We start from the raw sequence: 20,036 nt of genomic DNA, 5'->3' as shown, positions 1-20,036 counted from the left end.
GGTGGAATGCTGAAGCCGATGAGTGTGGTAAGAGAGGCCATCGTCACCGACATGGGCGACGAAGCGGACGGTGCGATGGCTGAAGGCGCAGCGGCGGAACAGGCCACGGACCGCGTCAAGGCGGGACGAAAAATCCTGCCGATCGTGGAGGGCGTCGTGCTGGTCGCGGCGCTGATCGCGCCGCTGGTGCTGCAGGATTACCTCACCGTGTTCGCGACGCGCGTGATCATCCTGGCGCTGTTCGCGCTGTCGTTCGACCTGGTCTGGGGCTATGCCGGCATCATGAGCTTCGGCCAGGCCCTGTTCTTCGGTTCGGCCGGCTACGGCGTGGCGCTGCTCGCGCGCGATCTCGACGTCACCAACATCTTCCTGGTGCTGCCCGCCGGCACGCTGATCGGCCTCGCCTTCGCGCTCCTGCTCGGCGGCTTCCTGCTGCTGGGACGGCATCCCTCCAGCGTGATCTTCGTGTCGCTGGGCACGCTCACGGGCTCCTACGCCGCCGATCGCCTCGCGCGCGGCTGGTACTATCTCGGCGGCCAGAACGGCATCCCCTCGATCGCGCCGATGTCGCTCGGCGGCTACGAGTTCACGGAAGGGCCGGCCTTCTACTATCTCGTGCTCGGCATCCTCGTCGTGGTCTACCTGCTCTGCCGCTTCCTGGTGCGTTCGCAATTCGGCCTCGCGCTCGCGGGCCTGCGCGAGAACGAGCAGCGCATCGCCTTCTTCGGCTACAAGGCGCAGCATCTCAAGGCCATCATCTTCACGATCGGCGGCGCCGTCGCCGGGCTCGCCGGCAGCCTTTACGCCTTCCACGAAGGCTTCGTCTGGCCCAACATGGTCGGCGTCGTGGTCTCGACCCAGGTCGTGCTCTACGTGCTGTTCGGCGGCTCCGGCACGCTGATCGGCGCCGTCATCGGAGCGGTCATCGTCGAGGGCGTCAGCTTCTGGCTGTCGGACAATTACCGCGATGTCTGGCCGATCATCCTGGGCCTGCTGCTGCTGCTCGTGATCCTGTTCCGGCCGCTCGGCCTGATCAGCTTCGTGCTCGGCGAGCGCGAGCGGGTCGGCAGCTTCGGTGCCGGGCCCGACAGGACCGGAAAGGAGAAGCGCAATGCTCCTTGAGGCCGCCGGCATCACCAAGGTCTTCGGCAAGCTCACCGCGCTCGACGACGCCGCGCTCACCGTCGGCGACAACGAGTTTCACGGCCTGATCGGCCCGAACGGCTCCGGCAAGAGCACGCTGATGAAATGCATCGCCGGCGCCGAAGTGCCGACGCAAGGCAAGGTCTCGTTCGTCAACACCGACATCACCGCCTTCACGCCGACCGAGCGGGCGCGCGCCGGCATGAGCCTGAAGTTCCAGATCACCAGCGTGCTGCCGACGCTGACGCTCTACGACAACATCCTGCTTGCGCTGCAGGCGCAGTGCTCGCTGCTCGACCTCGTGCTCTCGCGCACCCGCGGTGCGCTGCACGATCAGGTCATGACCATGCTGACGCAGTTCCGCCTCGCCGACCGCGCCTTCGATGCCGCGGCGGCGCTGTCGCACGGCCAGCAGCAATGGCTGGAGATCGCGATGGCGCTCGCCGGCAAGCCGAAGCTTCTGCTGCTGGACGAGCCCACCGGCGGCATGAGCCTGGAGGAGCGCCGCGTCACCGGCGAACTGCTGCAGCCGATCAAGCAGCATTGCTCGCTCGTCATCGTCGAGCACGATCTCGATTTCATCCGCGACATCTGCGATCGCCTCACCGTGCTCGACCAGGGCAAGGTGCTGGCGTCGGGCACGGTGTCCGAGATCCAGGCCAACACATCCGTCCAGGAGATCTATCTGCGCCGTGCCTGAATTCCTGGACATCAAGCATCTCGACGCCGGCTATGGCCGCAGCCAGGTCCTGTTCGACGTCAGCCTCGGCATTCCCTGGCGCGGCGGCGTCGCCGTGCTCGGCCGCAATGGCGCCGGCAAGACCACGCTGATGAAGACCATCGTCGGCGAGTTGCCGGCGTGGAAGGGCGAGATCGCCTTCGACGGCCGCGACATCAGCCGCCGCGCCACCCAGGAACGCGTGCGCGCCGGCATCGGCTACGTGCCGCAGGAGCATTCGGTGTTCGCCCGCCTGTCGGTGCGCGACAATCTCGCGGTCGGCTCGCTCGCAGCCAAGGATGCCTCCGCCGTCGACCGCGTGCTGACCATCTTCCCGAAGCTCGGCCAGCGCCTCGACCAGCCCGCCGGCACGCTCTCCGGCGGCGAGCGCAAGATGCTCGCCATCGGCCGCGCCATGCTTGGCGACCCGAAGCTGCTGCTGCTGGACGAGCCGACCGAGGGCGTCTGGATCGGCGTCATCGAGGAGATCACCGAGCGCCTGATCGAGCTTGCGAAGGAGATCGCCGTCATCATCGTCGAGCAGCACCTCGACCTCGCGCTCCGCGTCGCCGACTACGCCTACGTGCTCGACCGCGGCCGCGTCGCGCTGCAAGGCGAGGCAGGCGAGGTCAAGGGCAATCCTGAGCTGATGCGGTATCTGGCGCCGTGACGCCAGCTGCCGTAGCCCGCATGAGCGAAGCGATATGCGGGGACCGCTCGCGATGATCCCGGATGTCGCTTCGCTCATCCGGGCTACGCGCTGCAAGCTCTCTTCCTCGATTCAACTGTCAAACAGCCCACAAGCCATCGCGATCCCGCAGCGCCAAGCGCCCGGGTTTTGCTTCGCTTCTGGCCCCCTTCAAATCGGAAGGGCGCAGGGAAGGCCGGGTACCGGCTGGCACCCGCGAGCCCCTGTGCAATGATGCGTTAGTCAACGCTCACAGGGGAGACACAGGTGCAGCCCGATAACCGGCCTTCCCTGCGCGATGGTTTGACGGCGTATGTCGCGCTCTCCCCGGGGAGCGATGCACTCTTGCCCCCGTCGCCTTGCCGATCGCTGATGCGCGCACCCGGTCGGGCCGCCGCATCACCACAAGGCTTGGCGCCAGCCTGCGGGCGCCAGGACCACACGATTTTGCCGTACGCGGCCGGCCTGTCGTACCGCGCTCGCTGATCGCTCACGGGGAAGCCCCGCCCTGCGACCGCACTTGGCGCCATACCGCCCGCGTCCACCGCTACTCACCCCACGAACCGTGACGATCGCGACCCGCCCCTTCCGGCGGGATGAGATGGCACGAGAGTATAGGGTGTGTCGCGGTTCGGGTAAAGAGAAATTTTAAAAATCAGAATTGGGATGTTAAAGTGTCGCATTGTCCGGTGCTTTTGGGGACGCACCATCGCGTGTGTTTATAATTGGCTATGTCGCCTTGTGACCCGAAGCAGTCTTAGAGCCAAAGGTCCCATCAATGGTAACAAGACAGTTCGTCTGTGCGACACCTCTTCTGACCTATTTCGCCATGGTGGGCATGCTCGTGACGATTTAGGTTAGGATTACGAATGATCCTCTTCGGATTTTCCATTCAATGGTTTTCAAGGTGAGGAGCCGTCACATGACAGCAGCAGATTCGGCACCAGTTGCACCTACCGGGGTAAACCACATTGTGTTGAACGTTCGCAGCATTGAGGAAAGTCATCAATTCTGGACGGAGATCGTCGGCCTACGTTTCGTCGGCAAATTCCGGCAACGACCAGGTCGTAAGATGTGGTTTTATAGCGGCATGGGTCCCGATGGCCTCCATCACCACGATCTTGCTCTCGTCGAGAACCCGAACCTGCCGGTGCCGACCGCCGGATGGCAGATGTGGGACTCGCCCATGGCAATCAACCACATTGCCATCGCTTACCCAAGCCGCGAGGCGTGGTTGCGTCAGCTCGCGTATCTCCAAGGGAAGGGCGTTAAATTCGACCGGCGCATCGATCATGGCATGACGCACAGCCTTTACCTCCACGATCCAAATGGGTATGGCGTCGAGTTGGTTTACGAACTGCCACGGGATGTCTGGGAGGGCGACATCGACGCCGCACTGAACTTTGCTGAGGTGCGACCGCACGAAGGAGCCGAATTGCTCGTTGATCGTACCGACGTTCCGGTGTTCGGCACACAATCGAGACCATCAAATTAATCCAGCCAGCAGAAGCCTTGGTCTAACTGGGCGCGTTCGGCGCAGGACTGCTGTTGGCACATAGCGGGCCTCATCCGACTACGTCTTTAGGTAGCAGAAGCCGTCGGATGCTCCTCCGGGCGGCCACGCTTGGTGCTCAAGTCAAGTCCAGGAGCAACCTCAATGAGAGCTTGTTATGCCGGAAGTCGCGACCGATAGGGCGCGGTTAGAAGCAGCAGGAAAAGCGCTCTTTCGGCCTGGTACCTGGCGGCAGATCGACTCGATTCCCGCCCCTGCGCCACGACCGCTCCATGGCTATTGCAGATGCTCCAGGCCCATCTTTTTCGCCTGCGCGGCACCAAATTCACTTCGAATGTTGGAAACTCCGGATCGACCATTGTCACCGCTTCTCGCCCTGCATCCAGCCGGACAAGCTGAACCCGGGGGTCCGACCCCTGTCTTCACCCATTCGGGTGAAAGAGTGTTTGCCAAAAAGTCGAATCCAGGCCGTCGGGCCGAGAGCGATGAGGGATGTGGCTGCAGATGGATAAGCGGTCTAACCGCCGCGCAATGCCTTGCCAGCGAGCAAGCTGACGAGCTCCTGCTGACGGGAAAGGCCGGTCTTCGAAAGCACGGCTTTGAGCTGCGTGCGCACCGTCTCTCGCGTCACGCCGATTTTGGCTGCGAGCGCATCGATCGATCCGGCCTGTGCAACGCCACGTGCGACCTGGGCCTCTGCCGGCGTCAGGTCGAACAGCCCTTGCAGGACTTCCGCACTCGGGACCGCGCCGCGATCAACAGGCGTTACGATGAGCATGAAGGTGGCCAGCGTGAAGATATCGCGTGCCGATCCGCGCACCGGCACGACATGCAGGACCATCGGTACGCGATCCATCGCCGCTGCGATGGCGATGGACTTGACGGCCGGGCTGTTGCCGACGAACGAGGTCCCCAACGCCGCCAAGAACAATTGATCCGCTGTGCCATCGGCCAGGGTCAACCGCTCTGCGCGATCTTGGAATAGCATCGGCATCAGCGCTTCGAACAGGCCGTTCGCCGCGAGCAACCTGCCTCGTTCGCGCAAGATCGCTCCGGGCAGCCCAATGGCCTGCAATGCTTCGGCTTGCGCGCGCGCACGCTCGAAGCCAAGGCGGTTCGCAGTCAGCGACGCCCGAGCCAGATGAGGCCTCAGGCCATCGAGAAACGAGACGACCTCGCGCGGCACCGGTCCGTTGTCCTGGTGTCGCGGCATGACGATCGCAATCGAATCGCCGCTCGGAATTGGAATGATGGTCCCGGCCCTGTAGCCGATTCCGTGCCTGCGGTAGAAATTGCGGTACACGTCATTGGTCGCGATCTCCTCCTCCGAGACAAGGTCTCCATCATTGAGGAAGCCGGCGTGGTTGAGAGCGGCGGCACGCGGCAGCAGCGGATCGCGCTCACTCCATCCCTCTTGCAGGAAACGGGACATTGTCTGGTCGTGATTGACGGAATTGATCCCGCTGACATAGCCGTCGCGTACCGCGAAAAGCAGTCCGCCGTTGCCGCCGACAGCGTTACCGATTTCATCGAGCACCTCGGGCCACAACGACGGGATGAGCCCGGCCTCGTAGATGCGGTCAATCAGATGATCGAGATGCCCAAATCCACTCATGTGCAGCGCGAAAGAGCCAACAGCATAATTATAGTTGGGTAACCGGGCGCCGCAATCCGGCAGATCCCTGCCTTTCCCAAGTCGCGATGTGCTGCGTCCTGCTCTGCGAGATCAAGCCTCCCGGCAAGCTGGCGGATCGCACGCGGCCATTGCCGCGATGGGCCCATCCGCAGGGAAGGGCAATCAGCACGCTGAGTTTGGTTTACTCCGGACGGCGAGGCATCGCCGCGCTTACTTCATCGCCCCGAAGCGGCTGTCGAAGGAGTTCGACGAGATCACCGGCGCGGCGCCCATGATTTGCGTTGCTTCGCCGGCGCCGTCGCTCACCGACGGCTTCAGCGCGGGGCGCGTCTGGGCGAGGCGCGTGTCGGGCTTGGCCGGCTCGGCGGGCCTGGCCGCAACAGCCGGCTTCGGCGCCTCCTTCGCGGCATCCTTTGTCGCATCCCTGGACTTGTCGTGCCCCGGCACGAACCGCGTCACGGCGGCTTTGAGCCGCGACGCTGCGGTCGGGGGCGTCGGGGTCGTGTGGGCCGGCGCCACGGACGCAGTCGCCTGCGGCGGCGGGGTGGTCGCCGTGGTGTCGGCGGTGCCGAGGCCCATCTTGCGGCCGAGATTGGAGAAGAAGCCGCCGGATTTTTCGCCAGATTTGTCCTGGGATCTCTCGGCCGGCTGGGTCGAGGCGACGCGGGTGCTGGTCGCGGGCACGGCGACCACCGGCTCTTCCTGCGGCGCCGGCGCGGCTGCCACCGCGTCGAGATTCGGCTTGGGCGGATTGACGTGGCCGGGAATCGTGCCCGGCGCCTTGGCCATCGCCAGCATCTGCAGCGTGGTGCCTTCGGCGCTTTCGGACAGGCCGGTCGAGCCTTCCGGAATCTTGGCGGCGAACACCTTGTTCATGCCGCCGTCGATGCCGGTGTTCATGCGCGCCACCGGCGTGCCCTTGGCGACGAGCTTGGCATATTCGGCCTGGTCGCGCGTTTCCTTCTCGCGGACGGCGCTGGCGATCTCCTCGGGGATCACATAGGCCGGACACTTGGCGGAGGCGTCGAACACCGGGTCGCGCTTGGCATCGGCCGGCTTCGCCGCGTCGAAGACGTACTTCTTCTCGCAGAAATCGACCTTCGGCTCCTGACGCGTCACTTCGAAATGATCATAGCCTTCCTTGATCATCTTCCAGAACGGCATGTTCGGATTGTTGCGGTGCCTGGCCATGTTCACCGGCGTCATCCTGAACGGATAGGCCTGCAGCTGGAACGCCTTCTGGCCGCCGAAGAAGGATTCGCGCCCGAGCGAATAGATCTCCGCGATCTGCTCGTCCGTCATCGCGTAGCAGCCGCGCGAGGAGCAGTCGCCGTGCACCATCAGCTGCGAGCCGGTGCGGCCCAGCGCCTTGTCGAACGCGTTCGGATAGCCCGTGTTGAAGGAGAGGTAGTAGGCCGATTGCGGATTCATCTGGCCCGGGTTGATCGAGTAGAATCCCTCCGGCGCCTGACGGTCGCCTTCGCGCACCTTCGGGCCGAGATCGCCCGACCAGCGGCAGATCGGATAGGTCTTGAGCAGCGCGAACTGGCCCGAGCGGGTCTGCTTCCAGACCTCGAGCTCGGCCTCCTGCTTGAACAGGCGGACCAGGATCGGCGATTGCAGGTCCATGTTCTTCTCGGCCATCGCGGCGATCAGCTTCGGCGGCACCGGCTGGTTGGCCTTGGCATTGCTCGCGAGCGAGACTTGGTCGGTGTCGCAGCCGGCGAGCAGAACGCTGGCCGTCATCAGCGCAACCGAAGCCAAGAGCGCGCGAGCAAGCGAACGAGAAATCAAGATGGACCCCACACCGTGCCGGGCTATGAAGCGCGAACCCCAATTCTTCCGGAGCATGATCCGACCGGCGAACCGGACCCGATGGACGGGCTTTTTCAGCTCACGCCCCAGCGCTTGTGCCCTGAAGCCATTGATTAAAATTCTAACCTCTGGGTCATGCGGTCGCAACCCGAGCGGGGATCACGAGGGCGTTGGCCCAGAGGTGTGGTCAACAGAGACTTAAACTGGGCCGGAACTTGGACCACGCGGCCGAACCGCCACTGAGATCGCCGATTTGGGCAAAAAAAGGGTTAACGCGGGGTTACCGGGGGTGGTCTCGTGCCCCGGACGCGGCGCAGCGCGTCAGCGATGCGACGCAGAGCCGGGGCCCAGGCTGGGAGATGGGTCCCGGCTCTGCGCAGCTGCGTTTCACGCTGCAGCGCGTCCGGGACACGGAAACCGCCCGAATCAGCTCAGTTTCCGGCCGATATCGAGGAATTTCTGCCGCCGCTGCTTGCGGATGGCATCCCCATCGAGGCCCTGGAGCTCGTCGAAGGCCTTGGCGATGGCTTCGCCCGTGGTGGCGATCATGGCGGCGGGATCGCGGTGGGCGCCGCCGACCGGCTCCTTCAGGATCTGATCGATCACCCCGAAGCGGAGCATGTCCTGGGCGGTGATCTTCATGTTGTTGGCGGCTTCCTGCGCCTTGGTGCCGTCGCGCCAGAGGATGGAGGAGGCCGCCTCCGGCGAGATCACGCTGTAGATCGCGTGCTCCAGCATCAACACCTTGTTGGCGGTGGTGATGGCGATGGCGCCGCCCGACATGCCCTCGCCGGTGACGATGGCGACGTTCGGCACGGTCAACGCCAGGCACGCGTCGGTCGAGCGCGCGATCGCCTCGGCCTGTCCGCGCTCCTCGGCGCCGATGCCGGGATAGGCGCCCGCGGAATCGGCGAGCGACAGCACCGGCAGGCCGAACCGCTCCGCCATCTCCATCAGCCGCACGCATTTGCGATAGCCTTCGGGCCGCGCCATGCCGAAATTATGCCGGATCCGGCTCTCGGTGGAATCGCCCTTCTCCTGGCCCATCACGCAGATCGGCTCGCCGCGGAAGCGGCCGAAGCCGGCGACCAGCGCCTCATCCTCGCCGAACTTGCGGTCGCCGGCGAGCGGCGTGAACTCGGTGATCAGGCCCTTGATGAAGTCGTTGAAATGCGGCCGCTGCGGATGCCGCGCCACCAGCGTCTTCTGCCACGGCGTCAGGTTCTGATAGAGGTCGGCCAGCGCCTGCGCCGCCTTGTCCTCGATCCGCCCGATCTCATCGCTGATGTCGGTGCCGGAGGCAGCGAGCGCCCGCAATTCGTCGACCTTGGAGTCGAGCTCGGCGACAGGCTTTTCGAAGTCGAGATAGCTGCGCATCTGGTCTTGCATCAACTCAATATAGGAGGACGGGGCCTTGGAGCGAAGCGAGGTTAGGGCCGAGGAAAGAAGTGTAGCGTCTTCAATGATTTGGCTTGTGCGCTGGTGTGGCGCCAGCCAAATCAGTCGTGAGGCCCCGGCTCTTTCCGCGGAGATGCGGCCGAAGTCAAGGCGGTTTCATGGGTCGCCCGTAGCCCGGATGAGCGAAGCGATATCCGGGGCAGGTCGTGCCTTGGGCACCAATCCCGGATGTCGCTTCGCTCATCCGGGCTACGACAGCCGCGTCCGGGTCACGACGGCTACTTCTCCGCCAGCGGGTGCAGATCGCGCACCAGGCTCTTCAGCCGCTCCTCGACCACATGGGTGTAGATCTGCGTGGTCGAGATGTCGGTGTGGCCGAGCAGGGTCTGCACGATGCGCAGATCGGCACCATTGTGCAGCAGGTGGCTGGCAAAGGCGTGGCGCAGCACGTGCGGGGAGACCAGCCGGGCCTGGAGGCCGGAGGCAATTGCGAGCTCTTTCAAGTCGCGGGCGAAATGCTGCCGCGTCAGATGTCCGCTCTCGCCGAACGACGGAAACAGCCATTTCGAGGCGGCGAGGCTGTCTTTCTTCTTCTCGGTCTTCGCGGCCTCCGTCGCGGCGAGGTAGTCCGCCATCGCCTGGCGCGAGGCCTCGTTGAGCGGCACCAGCCGTTCCTTGTTGCCCTTGCCGCGCACCACGATCATGCGGGCGTCGCGCTTGGCCGCCGAGCGCGGCAGCGCCACCAGCTCGGAGACGCGCAGGCCGGTGGCGTAGAGCACCTCGAGCAGGCAATAGAGCCGCAAGCTCCGCAGCCGTTTCGACGGCGAGGCATCCGCCGCCTCGCTCAATTCCCTGGCGCGGCGGAGCATGCGGTCGACGTCGGCGATCGACAGCACCTTCGGCAGGCCGCGGCCGCGCTTGGGGCCGGACAGGATCGCGGCGGGATCGTCGGTCCGGATCCGCTCATTGAGGAGGAAGCGGTAGAGGTGTCGCATCGCCGACAGCCGCCGCGCGACGCTGGTGGATTTGAAGCCGCGGCTGTCGAGATCGGCGAGATAGTCGCGCAGGACTTGCGTCTGCGCATCCACGAAGTTGTGGCCGGCGCGGCCCAGGAACTCCGAGACATCGGTGAGGTCGCGGCGGTAGGCGTCGAGCGTGTTGGGCCCGGCGCCCTGTTCCGCCGCGAGCATGTCGAGGAACAGGCCGGTGAGCCTGGCGTCTGAGGGCTGGGTAGGCATGCCCAGGAGGCTAGCTCCTATTTCTTGAGAAATTTATCCGGCGGGATCGTCACGGTCATTTCCCGCGGCTTTGGAGTGACGAAATTCGCCAGCGCGAAAACCACGCCATAGACGATGCCGGCGATCACGGCGACGACCGTCAGGAAGCGGAACAGGCTGGGCATCGTTCTGGCGTCTCGTCTCGGGGCGGGTTCTGGGCCAAATTAATCAATGAAATCATCCAACATGTTCGCCGTTTCGTGGCAAGAGTCCTCTGGCGAGGGCCCCCATGGGATCGTATAGGTGGCCAAGCAGCCGCCTCCGGCGGCAGATCGAGCGAGATCCAATCGAGCGAAACAATGTCCGACGCCGCATTGCCGCTTCCTGCTTCGCCTGAGGCCGACATCCTGTCGGCGCTCGGTGCGCGCTCGATCGTGCTCGTCGGCATGATGGGGGTGGGCAAATCCACCGTCGGGCGGCGCATGGCGGCCCGCCTCAAGCTGCCCTTCGTCGATGCCGATACCGAGATCGAGGCGGCGGCGGGCATGACCATACCGGAAATCTTCGAGCGCCATGGCGAGCCGCATTTCCGGGATGGCGAGGCCCGTGTGATCGCCCGCCTGCTCGATGGTGGTCCCGTGGTGCTGGCGACCGGCGGCGGCGCCTTCATGCGCGAGGAGACGCGCGCGCGCATCGCGGCGAAGGCAGTCTCGATCTGGTTGAGGGCGGACCACGACGTCATCATGCGCCGCGTGCGCCGCCGCGCCGACCGTCCGTTGCTCCAGACCGCCGATCCGGAAGGGACGGTGACGCGCCTCCTTACCGAGCGCGAGCCGGTCTATGCCAATGCCGACCTCACGATCGCCTCGCGCGACGTGCCGCACGACAGAATCGTCGAGGAATGCATCGAGGCGCTGCGCGCCCATCTCTGCGGCGGACAGGCCGCCCAACCACCTGCCGACGTTGCGAGTGCCCTGCGATGACTGCGCCGTTGAAACATTCCGAACCCGTCAAGGTCGACGTCGCGCTGGAGAATCGCGCCTATGACATCGTCATCGGCCGCGGCGTGCTGTCCTCGCTCGGCGAACGGGTCGCCGCGTTGCGGCCGGGCGTGCGCACTGCTGTCGTCACCGACCGGACCGTCGCGAAACATTGGCTCGAGCCCGCGGAGGCCTCGCTCGCAGCAAGCGGCATTCCGACCTCGCGCATCGTCGTCGAGGAAGGCGAGATCTCCAAGACCTATGCGGGCCTCGAAAAGGTCAGCGAAGCCCTGATCGCCGCCAGGATCGAGCGCAACGATCTCGTCATCGCGCTCGGCGGCGGTGTGGTCGGCGATCTCGCCGGCTTTGCCGCGGCGATCCTGCGCCGCGGCGTCGACTTCGTGCAGGTGCCGACCTCGCTTCTGGCGCAGGTCGATTCCTCCGTCGGCGGCAAGACCGGCATCAACTCGCCGCAGGGCAAGAACCTGCTCGGCGCCTTCCACCAGCCGGTGCTTGTCATCGCCGACACCGCCGTGCTCGACACGCTGTCGCCGCGCCAGTTCCGCGCCGGCTATGCCGAAGTCGCCAAATACGGCGTGCTCGGCGACGAGGCCTTCTTCAGCTGGCTGGAGAAGAACCATTCCGACATCTTCAAGGGCGGCTCGGCCCGCGAGCACGCGATCGCGACCTCCTGCCGCGCCAAGGCCGGAATCGTCTCGCGCGACGAGCGCGAGACCGGCGAGCGCGCGCTGCTCAATCTCGGCCACACCTTCGGCCATGCGCTGGAAGCGGCGACCGGCTTCTCCGATCGCCTGTTCCACGGCGAGGGCGTCGCCATCGGCATGACGCTGGCGGCGCAGTTCTCGGCCGAGCTCGGCATGATCGGCGCGGCCGATGCGCTGCGCGTCGAGCGTCACCTGATCGAAGCCGGCCTGCCCACGCGCCTGCAGGACATCGCGGGCTTTGCGCAGGAAGGGCTTGCCGATGCCGATGCGCTGATGGCGCTGATGGCGCAGGACAAGAAGGTGAAGCGCGGCAAGCTCACCTTCATCCTGCTGGAGGCCGTGGGACGCGCCGTGATCGCGAAGGACGTCGAGCCGGCGCCGGTGCGCGACTTCCTGCAGTCGAAACTGTCGCAGTGATGGCGGGACCGTTCGGATCGGCCGCCCGCGAAACGGCGGGGAATGCCGGGGCGGCCGCGAGGCAAACATGAGTTCGATCTCGATCAATCTTCTGCTTGCGGTCCTCCTGCTCGCCGCCAACGCGTTTTACGTGGCTGCGGAATTCGCGCTGGTGAAGAGCCGCGGCTTTCGCGTCAAGGCCATGGTCGAGCAAAATCGCTTCGGCGCTCGCCTGCTGCAGACGATGATGGGGAATATCGAATCCTACCTCGCCTGCTGCCAGCTCGGCATCACCATGGCTTCCCTCGGTCTCGGCTGGATCGGCGAGCCGACCGTGTCTGCGCTGCTGAGTCCGGTCCTCCAGCCGCTCGGTCTGTCGGAGGCCACGCTGCACTTCACCTCGTTCGTGGCGGGTTTTCTGGTCTTCTCCTCGTTGCACATTATCATCGGCGAGCAGGTGCCGAAGACGCTCGCGATCAGGGAGCCGATGCCGGTGTCGCAGTGGATCGCGTATCCGCTTCATGCCTCCTATCTCGTGTTCTATCCGCTGAGCTGGTGTCTCAACACTGCGTCGAGCGCGATCCTGCGTCTGATCGGGGTCCAGGAGTTTTCGCAGCACGACATCCTGACGGATACCGAGATCGAGGGCCTGGTCGAGGAATCGGCCGTGCACGGCAAGATCGAGAGCGGCGAGGCCGAGTACATTCACAATGTCTTCCGGCTCGGCGAGCTGACGGTGTCCGACGTGATGGTCCACCGCACCGCCATGGTGATGATCAATGCCGACCTGCCGCCGGAGGAGCTGGTGCGGGAGGTGCTGGCCACCGAATACACCCGCATTCCGCTGTGGCGCGACAAGTCGGAGAACATCATCGGCATTCTGCACGCCAAGGATCTGTTGCGGGCCATCCGGGCGTCGGAGGGAGATACCTCGCGCATCGACGTCACCACCATCATGCTGCCGCCCTGGTTCGTGCCGGAAATGCGGCCGATATCCCAGCAGCTCAAGGCGTTCCGCCGTCGCAAGACCCATTTCGCGCTGGTCGTCGACGAGTATGGCGAGGTCGAAGGCCTCGTGACGCTGGAAGACATTCTGGAGGAGATCGTCGGCGACATCTCCGACGAGCACGACGTGGTGGTTGCCGGCGTGCGCCGCCAGCCCGACGGCTCCGTCGTGGTCGACGGCTCGGTGCCGATCCGCGACCTCAATCGCGCTCTGGACTGGCATCTGCCCGATGAAGAGGCGACCACGGTCGCCGGCCTCGTCATCCACGAGGCGCGCTCGATTCCCGACCGCGGCCAGAGCTTCACCTTCCACGGCTTCCGCTTTCGCGTCCTCCGCCGCGAGCGCAACCGCATCACCGCGCTCCGTATTTCACCGGTGCCGCGCGAGGCCGAGCTGGAAGAGGCCAAGCCGAGACGGGCCGGGACGTCGTTCTAGCCGTGAGTCATTCCGGGGCGATGCGAAGCATCGAACCCGGAATCTCGAGATTCTCAGGGGCGCAATTGCGCCCCACAGTTCGGCTCTTCGAGCCGCCCCGGAATGACCGCGCTAATTTTCCCCCGGCGCCTGCGCCCGGATCGCCAACGCGTGCACGCCGCCGGAGAGTTCCGCGGCCAGCGCCGAATTTATCATGCGATGGCGCTCGACCCGGCTCTTCCCTTTGAAGGCGGCAGACACGATATAGACACGGAAGTGCGTCTCGCCGCCCGGCCGATGGCCGGCGTGGCCCTCATGCAAATGTGACTCGTCGTCGACTTGCAGGCTTTCGGGCGTGAAAGCTTGCCGCAACTTGTTGCCGATAGTGTCCTTCATAGCCATGTGTGCCATTAAGGTGCGCGATCGCACCCCGTCAATACCCGGACGTGCAAGGTCGCCGCGACCGGGTGCTCAGCGAATTGCAATGTCAAGACTTGAAGGTTTTCGCATTGCGTAGTCAAAGTCAGCCATGCCGATCGATTCATCGAAGTTCTTCGACTCCATCCGCGTGAAGCCGCGGGGCAAGCAGCCGGACGTGAAGCCGCGCGACACCGCGGTCAATTGCGAGTGGGCGGGCTGCGCCAACAAGGGCGCGCACCGCGCTCCGAAGGGCCGAGAGAACCAGCGCGAATACTGGCACTTCTGCCTCGACCATGTGCGCGAGTACAACCAGAACTACAATTTCTTCTCCGGCATGAATGCCGACGCGGTCGCGCGCTACCAGAAGGATGCGCTGACCGGCCACCGTCCGACCTGGAAGATGGGCGCCAATGGCGGCAAGAAGGGTGCGGAAGAGATCGACATGGCGTCCGATCCGTTCAGCATGTTCAGCGAGATCAACGGCCGCGCCAGCTGGCGGAAGGGCCCGGAAGCTGCGCCCAAGGCCGAGACGCGCAAGGTGATGAACGCCGAGCGCAAGGCGCTCCAGGTCATGGGCCTCGGCCCCAGCGCCACGCTCGCCGACGTCAAGACCAAGTACAAGGCGCTGGTGAAGCAGCACCACCCCGACGCCAATGGCGGCGACCGCTCGACCGAGGATCGCCTGATCGAGATCATCAAGGCGTACAATTATCTGAAGACGGTGGTGCGGGAGGCCTGACGCCTCGCTTGCGCTGCTGCCACAAACTCCGCTGTCGTAGCCTGGATGGAGCGCAAGCGTAATCCGGGGTGTTCCTCACATCACGACGGCTATCCCGGATTGCGCTTCGCTCCATCCGGGCCGCTTTCTCACTCCGGCATCGCCCCGACATAGGACGAGCTCGGCCGGATCAGCCGTCCCGTGCGCTGCTGCTCGCGCGCATGCGCGGTCCAGCCGGCGGCCCGCGCGACGGCAAAGATCGGCGTGAAGGCCTGGCGCGGAATCGCCAGCGCATCGAGCAGGATCGCGGTGAAGAACTCGACATTGGTCTCCAGCGGCCGATCCGGATTCTTCTTGCGCAGCGCGCTGCGGATATAGGCCTCGACCTCGCCGGCAAAGGGCAGGTCGGCGCCGTCAGCCGAGAGCTGCTCGATTGCGGCCTTGAGCACGTCGGCGCGCGGATCGCGCACGCGGTAGACGCGATGGCCAAAGCCCATCAGCCGTTCGCCGCGCGCCAGCGCCGCATCCACCCATGGCCGGATGCGCTCGCTGCAGCCGATCGCATCGAGCATTTCCAGCACCGGCTCCGGCGCGCCGCCATGCAGGGGGCCGGTCAGCGCGCAGTAACCGGCGGTGACGGCGGCGAACAGGTCGGCCTGGGTCGAGGCCACCACACGCGTGGTGAAGGTCGAGGCGTTCATGCCGTGATCGCAGACCGTGACGAAATAGGCATCCAGTGCCGTGACCTCGCGCGGCTCCGGCGAGGCGCCGCGCAGCATCCGCAGCGTGTCGGCGGCATGGCTCGCATTCGGGTCGGGTGCGATCGGGTCGAGCCCTCTGGCGCGCCGGACCAGCGCGCCTGCGATCACCGGAAAGGCGCCGACGATCGTCGCCTCGTGTTCGAGCCCGTGCTCGGCGCGAAGCCCGGCGACCGCCGCTCGGAACCCGTCGACGATGCCCATGCCGCGCGTCGCGGGCAGGAGGTCGGGCAGCCGCGCAAAGGCGCGCTCGCGCGCCGCGCCGAGGCTTGCCCGTACATTGGCTTCGCTCAAACCGGTCCTGCTCGCGCCGTTCCAGAGCCGCGCGGTGACGCCCTCGAAGCTCGACCGGCTTGCGAGCCGGCCGACATGTTCGCCGGCGATGATCAGTTCGCCGCGCTCGCCGTCGACATGGCTCAGCACGGTCTCAGCCGCGGGGACGCCGTCCAGCCCGATCTGGCTCTTGGTGAGGTGAATGTTCATGGCCTGTCTCCTTTTCACGGGAGCAAGGTCGGACCTCTCGACAGATTGATCAATCTTGATTACGTAAATCAATATGAAAAATTCCGATGGGCTGTACCTCTCCGCCCGGGAGGCGGCCGCCGAGCTCGCAATCTCCCCGGCCACCCTCTACGCCTATGTCAGCCGCGGCCTGATCCGCTCCGAGCCGACGCCGGATTCGCGCAAGAACCGCTATCGCGCCGAGGATGTCCGGGCGCTGAAGGAGCGCCGCGTGCCGTCGCCGGAGCCGCGCGGGCTGCGCAGCTTCGATGCCGACCTGCCGGTGATGGACACGGAGATCTCGACCATCACCGAGGAGGGCGCGATCTATCGCGGCGTCAATTGCGTCGATCTTTCCGAGAGCGACACGCTGGAGCACACGGCGACGCTGCTCTGGGACGTCTCCGGCGTCGATCCGTTCGATCCGGACAATCAGCCTGAAATATCCGGGGAGATGCGCGCGATCGCAGCGGCGGCGCGCCGGGCGGCGCCGATCGACCGCGCCATCGCCGTGCTCGCGCTGGCCGCGAGCGCCGATCCCCGCGCCTTCACCCGTGCGCCCGATGGCCGCGCGCTGGTCGGCGCGCGCATCGTCCGCCTCCTGGTTGCCACCATGCTCAACGCCGAGCCGTCGGCCGAGCCGCTGCACCAGCAGATCGCCAAGGCCTGGGCGGCGGACGCCAAGCATGCGCCCGATCTGATCCGCCGCGCGCTGGTGCTGCTCGCCGATCACGAGCTGAACGCCTCGACCTTCACCGCGCGCTGCGCAGCCTCGACCGGTCTCAACCTCTACGATTCCGTCATCGCCGGGCTCGCGGCGCTGAAAGGGCCGAAGCACGGCGGCGCCGGCGTGCTGGCCTCGCAGCTAGTCAAGACGCTGGTCGACCGCGACGTCGAGCCGATGGTGCGCGAGCGCGTCGCCCTCGGCGAGCGTTTTGCCGGCTTCGGCCATGGCGTCTACAAGCGCGGCGATCCCCGCGCGCAATCGCTGCTGAACGCGCTGTCGCGCGCCGGCGCGCCCCGAAAATTCACCCGCGAGGTGCCGGAGCGCATCGCGGAAGCGACCGGCGAGTTCGTCAATATCGACTATGCGCTCGCCGTGCTCGTGCACGCGCTGCGCCTGCCCGCGGGCAGCGAGCTCGCGCTGTTCGCGATGGCCCGCAGCGTCGGCTGGATCGCGCACGCCAGCGAGCAATTGCAGTTCGGGAGGTTGATCAGGCCAAGGGCACGGTATGTGGGGCCGGCGCCGGGGCGGCGGGCGGGAGCCGTGACCTAGCGTCGTCAAGCGATCTTCTGCCGTCGTCCGGGCGAAGGCCAGAACCTATACCATCCTCGCGGCAGTGGGAGTTCCGGCAAACTCTCAAGGACCGGGACGCATATCCCAAAACGTCAGCCTACTAACGCAAAGCGGAAGGCTCCGGCCTGAGCGTGACCGGCAGCATTTGACCCGAAGCCGACCTCACGGCGAGATGATTGACGCGCGCCCGATCGTTGGCAACACTACTGGTTGAAATACGAAATCTGCTCTGGCGCGAATGCCGTTCTTATTCAGCGGTTCGTGGAGTCAGTCATGGCGACTTCCAAGAGGTCGGTTTTCTGTCTTTCCTGCATCACACTCTTTGCATGCTTGCTCGCTATTGTCCCTGTGTCCGCCCAAGCGCAAGGGATCAAAGTTACGCTCTTAGGCACAGGATGCCCTCCACCTGTTATGAACCGGTTCGGCCCGAGCATCCTCGTCGAAGCGGGTGCGCAGAAGTTCATTTTCGACGCCGGCCGCGGTGCTCTTCAGCGGCTCACTCAGGTCAACGTGTTTTTGCATGATATCAACGGCGTTTTTCTTACCCATTTGCACTCGGATCACGTGGTTGGCTTCCCAGATCTTTGGCTGACCGGCTGGCTTTTTGGACGGCCTGGGCGGGATCGGCCATTGGAGGTGTGGGGACCAAGGGGGACGGTGCGCATGATGTCGTTTCTCGAGCAGGCGTTCGAATATGACATCCGGATTCGGCTATACGACGACCGAGCGGCGCCAGACGGTGTGGTCATTCTCGCCAAGGACATCACCGAGGGGCTTGTCTATGAAAACAATGACGTAAAGATCACCGCCTTCGAGGTAGACCACACGCCCGTGAAGCCGGCTTTTGGCTATCGCATCGATTATTCCGGTCGCTCAGTTGTCCTCTCCGGAGACACCCGTCTGTCTGAGAACCTAATCCGACATGCCCAAAATGTTGACCTGTTGATTCACGAGGTTGCTTCGCTTGAGACATTTCAGCGGATCGGAATCCCGCCAGAACGAACCGCGAGCATTATCGCCCATCACACCACTCCAGAACAGGCGGGCGAGGTATTCGGGCGGACCAAGCCGAAACTCGCGGTGTGCTCGGGCCTCCACGATTTTCCGACATTGACGGCATCGCGCAATACCGGAGCGTGCTGGAGATCGGCGGCAACATACCCGCTGGCCAGAATGAAAGGTACCGACATAGTCTGGAGCGCTTGCGCGACGGGGGTCACCCATTCGCCAGCGAGATTGACGTCTAGGACGGCCGCGTCGGGCCGGTCAGCCTTCAACAGCTTCAAAGCTCCATCAATGTCTGGGACGGGTCCGACCACGCGGTATCCGGCAGCCCTCAAATGGTTGTCGAGCTCCAGTGCGATGAGGTACTCATCTTCGACAACCAAGATGCGGGGAGCGTTCGGCAATTATACCCCCGGGGTTCAAGCCTCCACAGGCGCGGTGATGTGAACCCTTAAACCGGTTGGCTCATACTTCAGTTCCACGGAGCCGCGTAAGCCCTGCACGGCACTGAGATCGATCAATCTGGAGCCGAAACCGGAGCGGGTTGGCGGACTTACGGGTGGGCCGTTTTCCTCTCCCCAGTCGATGTGTAGAAGGGTCTTGCCCTGCTCCTCCGACGTGCGCCAGCTGAGTTGAATGAGCCCTCCCGGCTTGGATAAAGCACCATATTTCCAGGCGTTGGTGACCAATTCATGCAGAATCAGGTTCATCGGCACGACCTGCCGTGGACTGAGACGAACTGATGGCCCGGCGATCAGCCGGTACCGCTCCGGGCCGGCGGCCATCAACGCCTGTTCCACCAAAACACCAAGATCCGCTTCAGCGCCGCCGGCCATCGCGAGGGTTTCGGCTTCGGTCACAGCTTGCAGCCGCCCTAAGAAGGCATCGCGGTATTCTTTGGCCGACAGACCTTCCACTTCAGTCTGATTGGCAAGAGATCGAATGATTCCGAGAAGGTTCTTCATCCGGTGGCGGGTTTCAGCGAGGAGAATGTCTTTTTGGGCATCGCCGTGCCGCCTTTCGCTCACGTCCTCGAAGAGGATCAAGATGCTGGTGCTGTTGTTGTCGGGGTGAACGAGGCGACGCGCAGTGACAAGCATTGTGCGTGGACCTATGGTCGGGAAGTCGCATTTCACCTCGTATCCGACGACGGCTGTAGACTTGGGAATGATCTCGCCAACAAGGCGCCTGAGTTCGGCAATGTCCCATTGACCGTTGCCAAGCTCGAACAGGCTGCGCCCAACGGTGTCATCCCGAGCCACCCTGAAGGTTTCGTAGAACCCGCGATTGGCGGTGAGCACACAACCGCCCTGGTCAAGCACCAGTAGGGGCTCCTCAAGAGTGTCAACGATCCCTTGCGCCTGGACGTGTTCGCTGCGCAAAAGCCGGTACAAGTCTTCGAGGTTCATTTGGCCGCCCGCCTGAGGGAGATTTCCGATTAGGCTAGTACGGCGTGGGGTCGTTCACAAACGGAATCGGGGGCGGTCCGTGGCTGCCAGGGCTAATCCAATCCTCCCGCTAAGGTCGAGTTCCTGAGTCGCTGACGGAGGCTAGAGAAACCCTGCGGACGGTCGCCAAGACCTACGACGATTGGCCCGTCGCGCGGAGCAAATCCGCACCATCTAGGATGCAGTACAGAGGAACTGCGACGACTTCCGCTTCTGTGAAGGGTTTCGGATGCCGGCCGC

General features: G+C 64.7%; 18 protein-coding genes. 10 read left to right on the top strand and 8 right to left on the bottom strand.

The genetic code is table 11. The features are described 5' to 3' along the window. The first annotated feature begins 6 nt into the window (after nucleotides 1–6). From IC50_RS23125 to IC50_RS23110, 4 genes are all read left to right on the top strand, one after another. A complete protein-coding gene (locus tag IC50_RS23125; RefSeq protein WP_035710078.1) occupies nucleotides 7–1,122 on the top strand; it encodes a branched-chain amino acid ABC transporter permease in 1,116 nt (371 codons plus the stop codon). Beyond that, nucleotides 1,112–1,843 (top strand): ABC transporter ATP-binding protein, encoded by a 732-nt coding sequence (locus IC50_RS23120; RefSeq protein WP_035710076.1) that lies wholly within the window; start codon nucleotides 1,112–1,114, stop codon nucleotides 1,841–1,843. The genes IC50_RS23125 and IC50_RS23120 overlap by 11 nt, the downstream gene beginning before the upstream one ends. Next, complete coding sequence (locus IC50_RS23115) at nucleotides 1,836–2,531, top strand: ABC transporter ATP-binding protein (protein WP_035710073.1); 696 nt, start codon at nucleotides 1,836–1,838, stop codon at nucleotides 2,529–2,531. Before IC50_RS23120 ends, IC50_RS23115 begins: the two co-directional genes overlap by 8 nt. A 940-nt stretch (nucleotides 2,532–3,471) precedes the next feature. After that, entirely contained in the window at nucleotides 3,472–4,044 is a 573-nt protein-coding gene (locus tag IC50_RS23110) for a VOC family protein (RefSeq protein ID WP_157461038.1), read from the top strand. A 535-nt stretch (nucleotides 4,045–4,579) separates the two neighbouring features. Here IC50_RS23110 and IC50_RS23105 read toward each other — a convergent pair. The 5 genes from IC50_RS23105 to IC50_RS23085 all read right to left on the bottom strand — a co-directional run bounded on the left by IC50_RS23105 (nucleotide 4,580) and on the right by IC50_RS23085 (nucleotide 10,313). Continuing rightward, nucleotides 4,580–5,599: a helix-turn-helix transcriptional regulator gene (locus IC50_RS23105; RefSeq protein ID WP_157461036.1), complete on the bottom strand. Its 1,020-nt coding sequence runs from the start codon at nucleotides 5,597–5,599 to the stop codon at nucleotides 4,580–4,582. Between the two features lie 309 nt (nucleotides 5,600–5,908). Next, nucleotides 5,909–7,444, bottom strand: coding sequence for a L,D-transpeptidase family protein (locus IC50_RS23100; protein ID WP_050991064.1), 1,536 nt, complete (start codon nucleotides 7,442–7,444; stop codon nucleotides 5,909–5,911). Nucleotides 7,445–7,939: 495 nt separating this feature from the next. After that, nucleotides 7,940–8,902, bottom strand: a complete 963-nt coding sequence (locus IC50_RS23095; RefSeq protein ID WP_035710063.1) for an acetyl-CoA carboxylase carboxyltransferase subunit alpha — start codon at nucleotides 8,900–8,902, stop codon at nucleotides 7,940–7,942. Between the two features lie 287 nt (nucleotides 8,903–9,189). After that, a complete protein-coding gene (gene xerD / locus IC50_RS23090; protein ID WP_035710060.1) occupies nucleotides 9,190–10,149 on the bottom strand; it encodes a site-specific tyrosine recombinase XerD in 960 nt (319 codons plus the stop codon). Nucleotides 10,150–10,166: 17 nt separating this feature from the next. Then, the gene (locus tag IC50_RS23085) at nucleotides 10,167–10,313 is read right to left on the bottom strand and encodes a hypothetical protein (RefSeq protein WP_035710058.1); all 147 of its coding nucleotides are present in this window, start codon (nucleotides 10,311–10,313) and stop codon (nucleotides 10,167–10,169) included. 174 nt (nucleotides 10,314–10,487) lie between these two features. Between IC50_RS23085 and IC50_RS23080 the strand changes: the two genes are divergently transcribed. From IC50_RS23080 to IC50_RS23070, 3 genes are all read left to right on the top strand, one after another. Then, nucleotides 10,488–11,111: a shikimate kinase gene (locus tag IC50_RS23080; protein ID WP_035710056.1), complete on the top strand. Its 624-nt coding sequence runs from the start codon at nucleotides 10,488–10,490 to the stop codon at nucleotides 11,109–11,111. Further along, on the top strand, nucleotides 11,108–12,250 hold the full coding sequence (aroB, locus tag IC50_RS23075; protein ID WP_035710054.1) for a 3-dehydroquinate synthase: 1,143 nt from the start codon (nucleotides 11,108–11,110) through the stop codon (nucleotides 12,248–12,250). The genes IC50_RS23080 and aroB overlap by 4 nt, the downstream gene beginning before the upstream one ends. A gap of 67 nt (nucleotides 12,251–12,317) precedes the next feature. Then, nucleotides 12,318–13,670, top strand: a complete 1,353-nt coding sequence (locus tag IC50_RS23070) for a hemolysin family protein (RefSeq protein WP_035710052.1) — start codon at nucleotides 12,318–12,320, stop codon at nucleotides 13,668–13,670. Between the two features lie 111 nt (nucleotides 13,671–13,781). On the opposite strand, the gene IC50_RS23065 is transcribed toward IC50_RS23070, so the two are convergent. Next, nucleotides 13,782–14,051 (bottom strand): BolA family protein, encoded by a 270-nt coding sequence (locus tag IC50_RS23065; protein ID WP_050991063.1) that lies wholly within the window; start codon nucleotides 14,049–14,051, stop codon nucleotides 13,782–13,784. Between the two features lie 127 nt (nucleotides 14,052–14,178). Between IC50_RS23065 and IC50_RS23060 the strand changes: the two genes are divergently transcribed. Continuing rightward, the gene (locus tag IC50_RS23060; protein ID WP_035710046.1) at nucleotides 14,179–14,808 is read left to right on the top strand and encodes a J domain-containing protein; all 630 of its coding nucleotides are present in this window, start codon (nucleotides 14,179–14,181) and stop codon (nucleotides 14,806–14,808) included. 128 nt (nucleotides 14,809–14,936) lie between these two features. Here IC50_RS23060 and IC50_RS23055 read toward each other — a convergent pair whose 3' ends face one another. Continuing rightward, entirely contained in the window at nucleotides 14,937–16,028 is a 1,092-nt protein-coding gene (locus IC50_RS23055; RefSeq protein WP_035710042.1) for a citrate synthase/methylcitrate synthase, read from the bottom strand. A 73-nt stretch (nucleotides 16,029–16,101) separates the two neighbouring features. Here IC50_RS23055 and IC50_RS23050 point away from each other — a divergent pair, with 73 nt between their 5' ends. Then, entirely contained in the window at nucleotides 16,102–17,322 is a 1,221-nt protein-coding gene (locus tag IC50_RS23050) for a citrate/2-methylcitrate synthase (protein ID WP_035710039.1), read from the top strand. A gap of 432 nt (nucleotides 17,323–17,754) precedes the next feature. Continuing rightward, the gene (locus IC50_RS44055) at nucleotides 17,755–18,795 is read left to right on the top strand and encodes an MBL fold metallo-hydrolase (RefSeq protein WP_050991062.1); all 1,041 of its coding nucleotides are present in this window, start codon (nucleotides 17,755–17,757) and stop codon (nucleotides 18,793–18,795) included. Here IC50_RS44055 and IC50_RS23040 read toward each other — a convergent pair. Then, nucleotides 18,768–19,757 (bottom strand): sensor histidine kinase, encoded by a 990-nt coding sequence (locus IC50_RS23040; protein WP_035710037.1) that lies wholly within the window; start codon nucleotides 19,755–19,757, stop codon nucleotides 18,768–18,770. The two genes, IC50_RS44055 and IC50_RS23040, sit on opposite strands and share 28 nt — an antisense overlap. Nucleotides 19,758–20,036: the final 279 nt, after the last annotated feature.

The sequence above is a fragment of the Bradyrhizobium genomosp. I (2014) genome (assembly GCF_000261685.1).
In the GTDB taxonomy this organism is placed as follows: Bacteria; Pseudomonadota; Alphaproteobacteria; order Rhizobiales; family Xanthobacteraceae; genus Bradyrhizobium.
The sequence above is the reverse complement of the archived record's forward strand: the minus strand, read 5'-3'. Positions and strand labels throughout refer to the sequence as shown.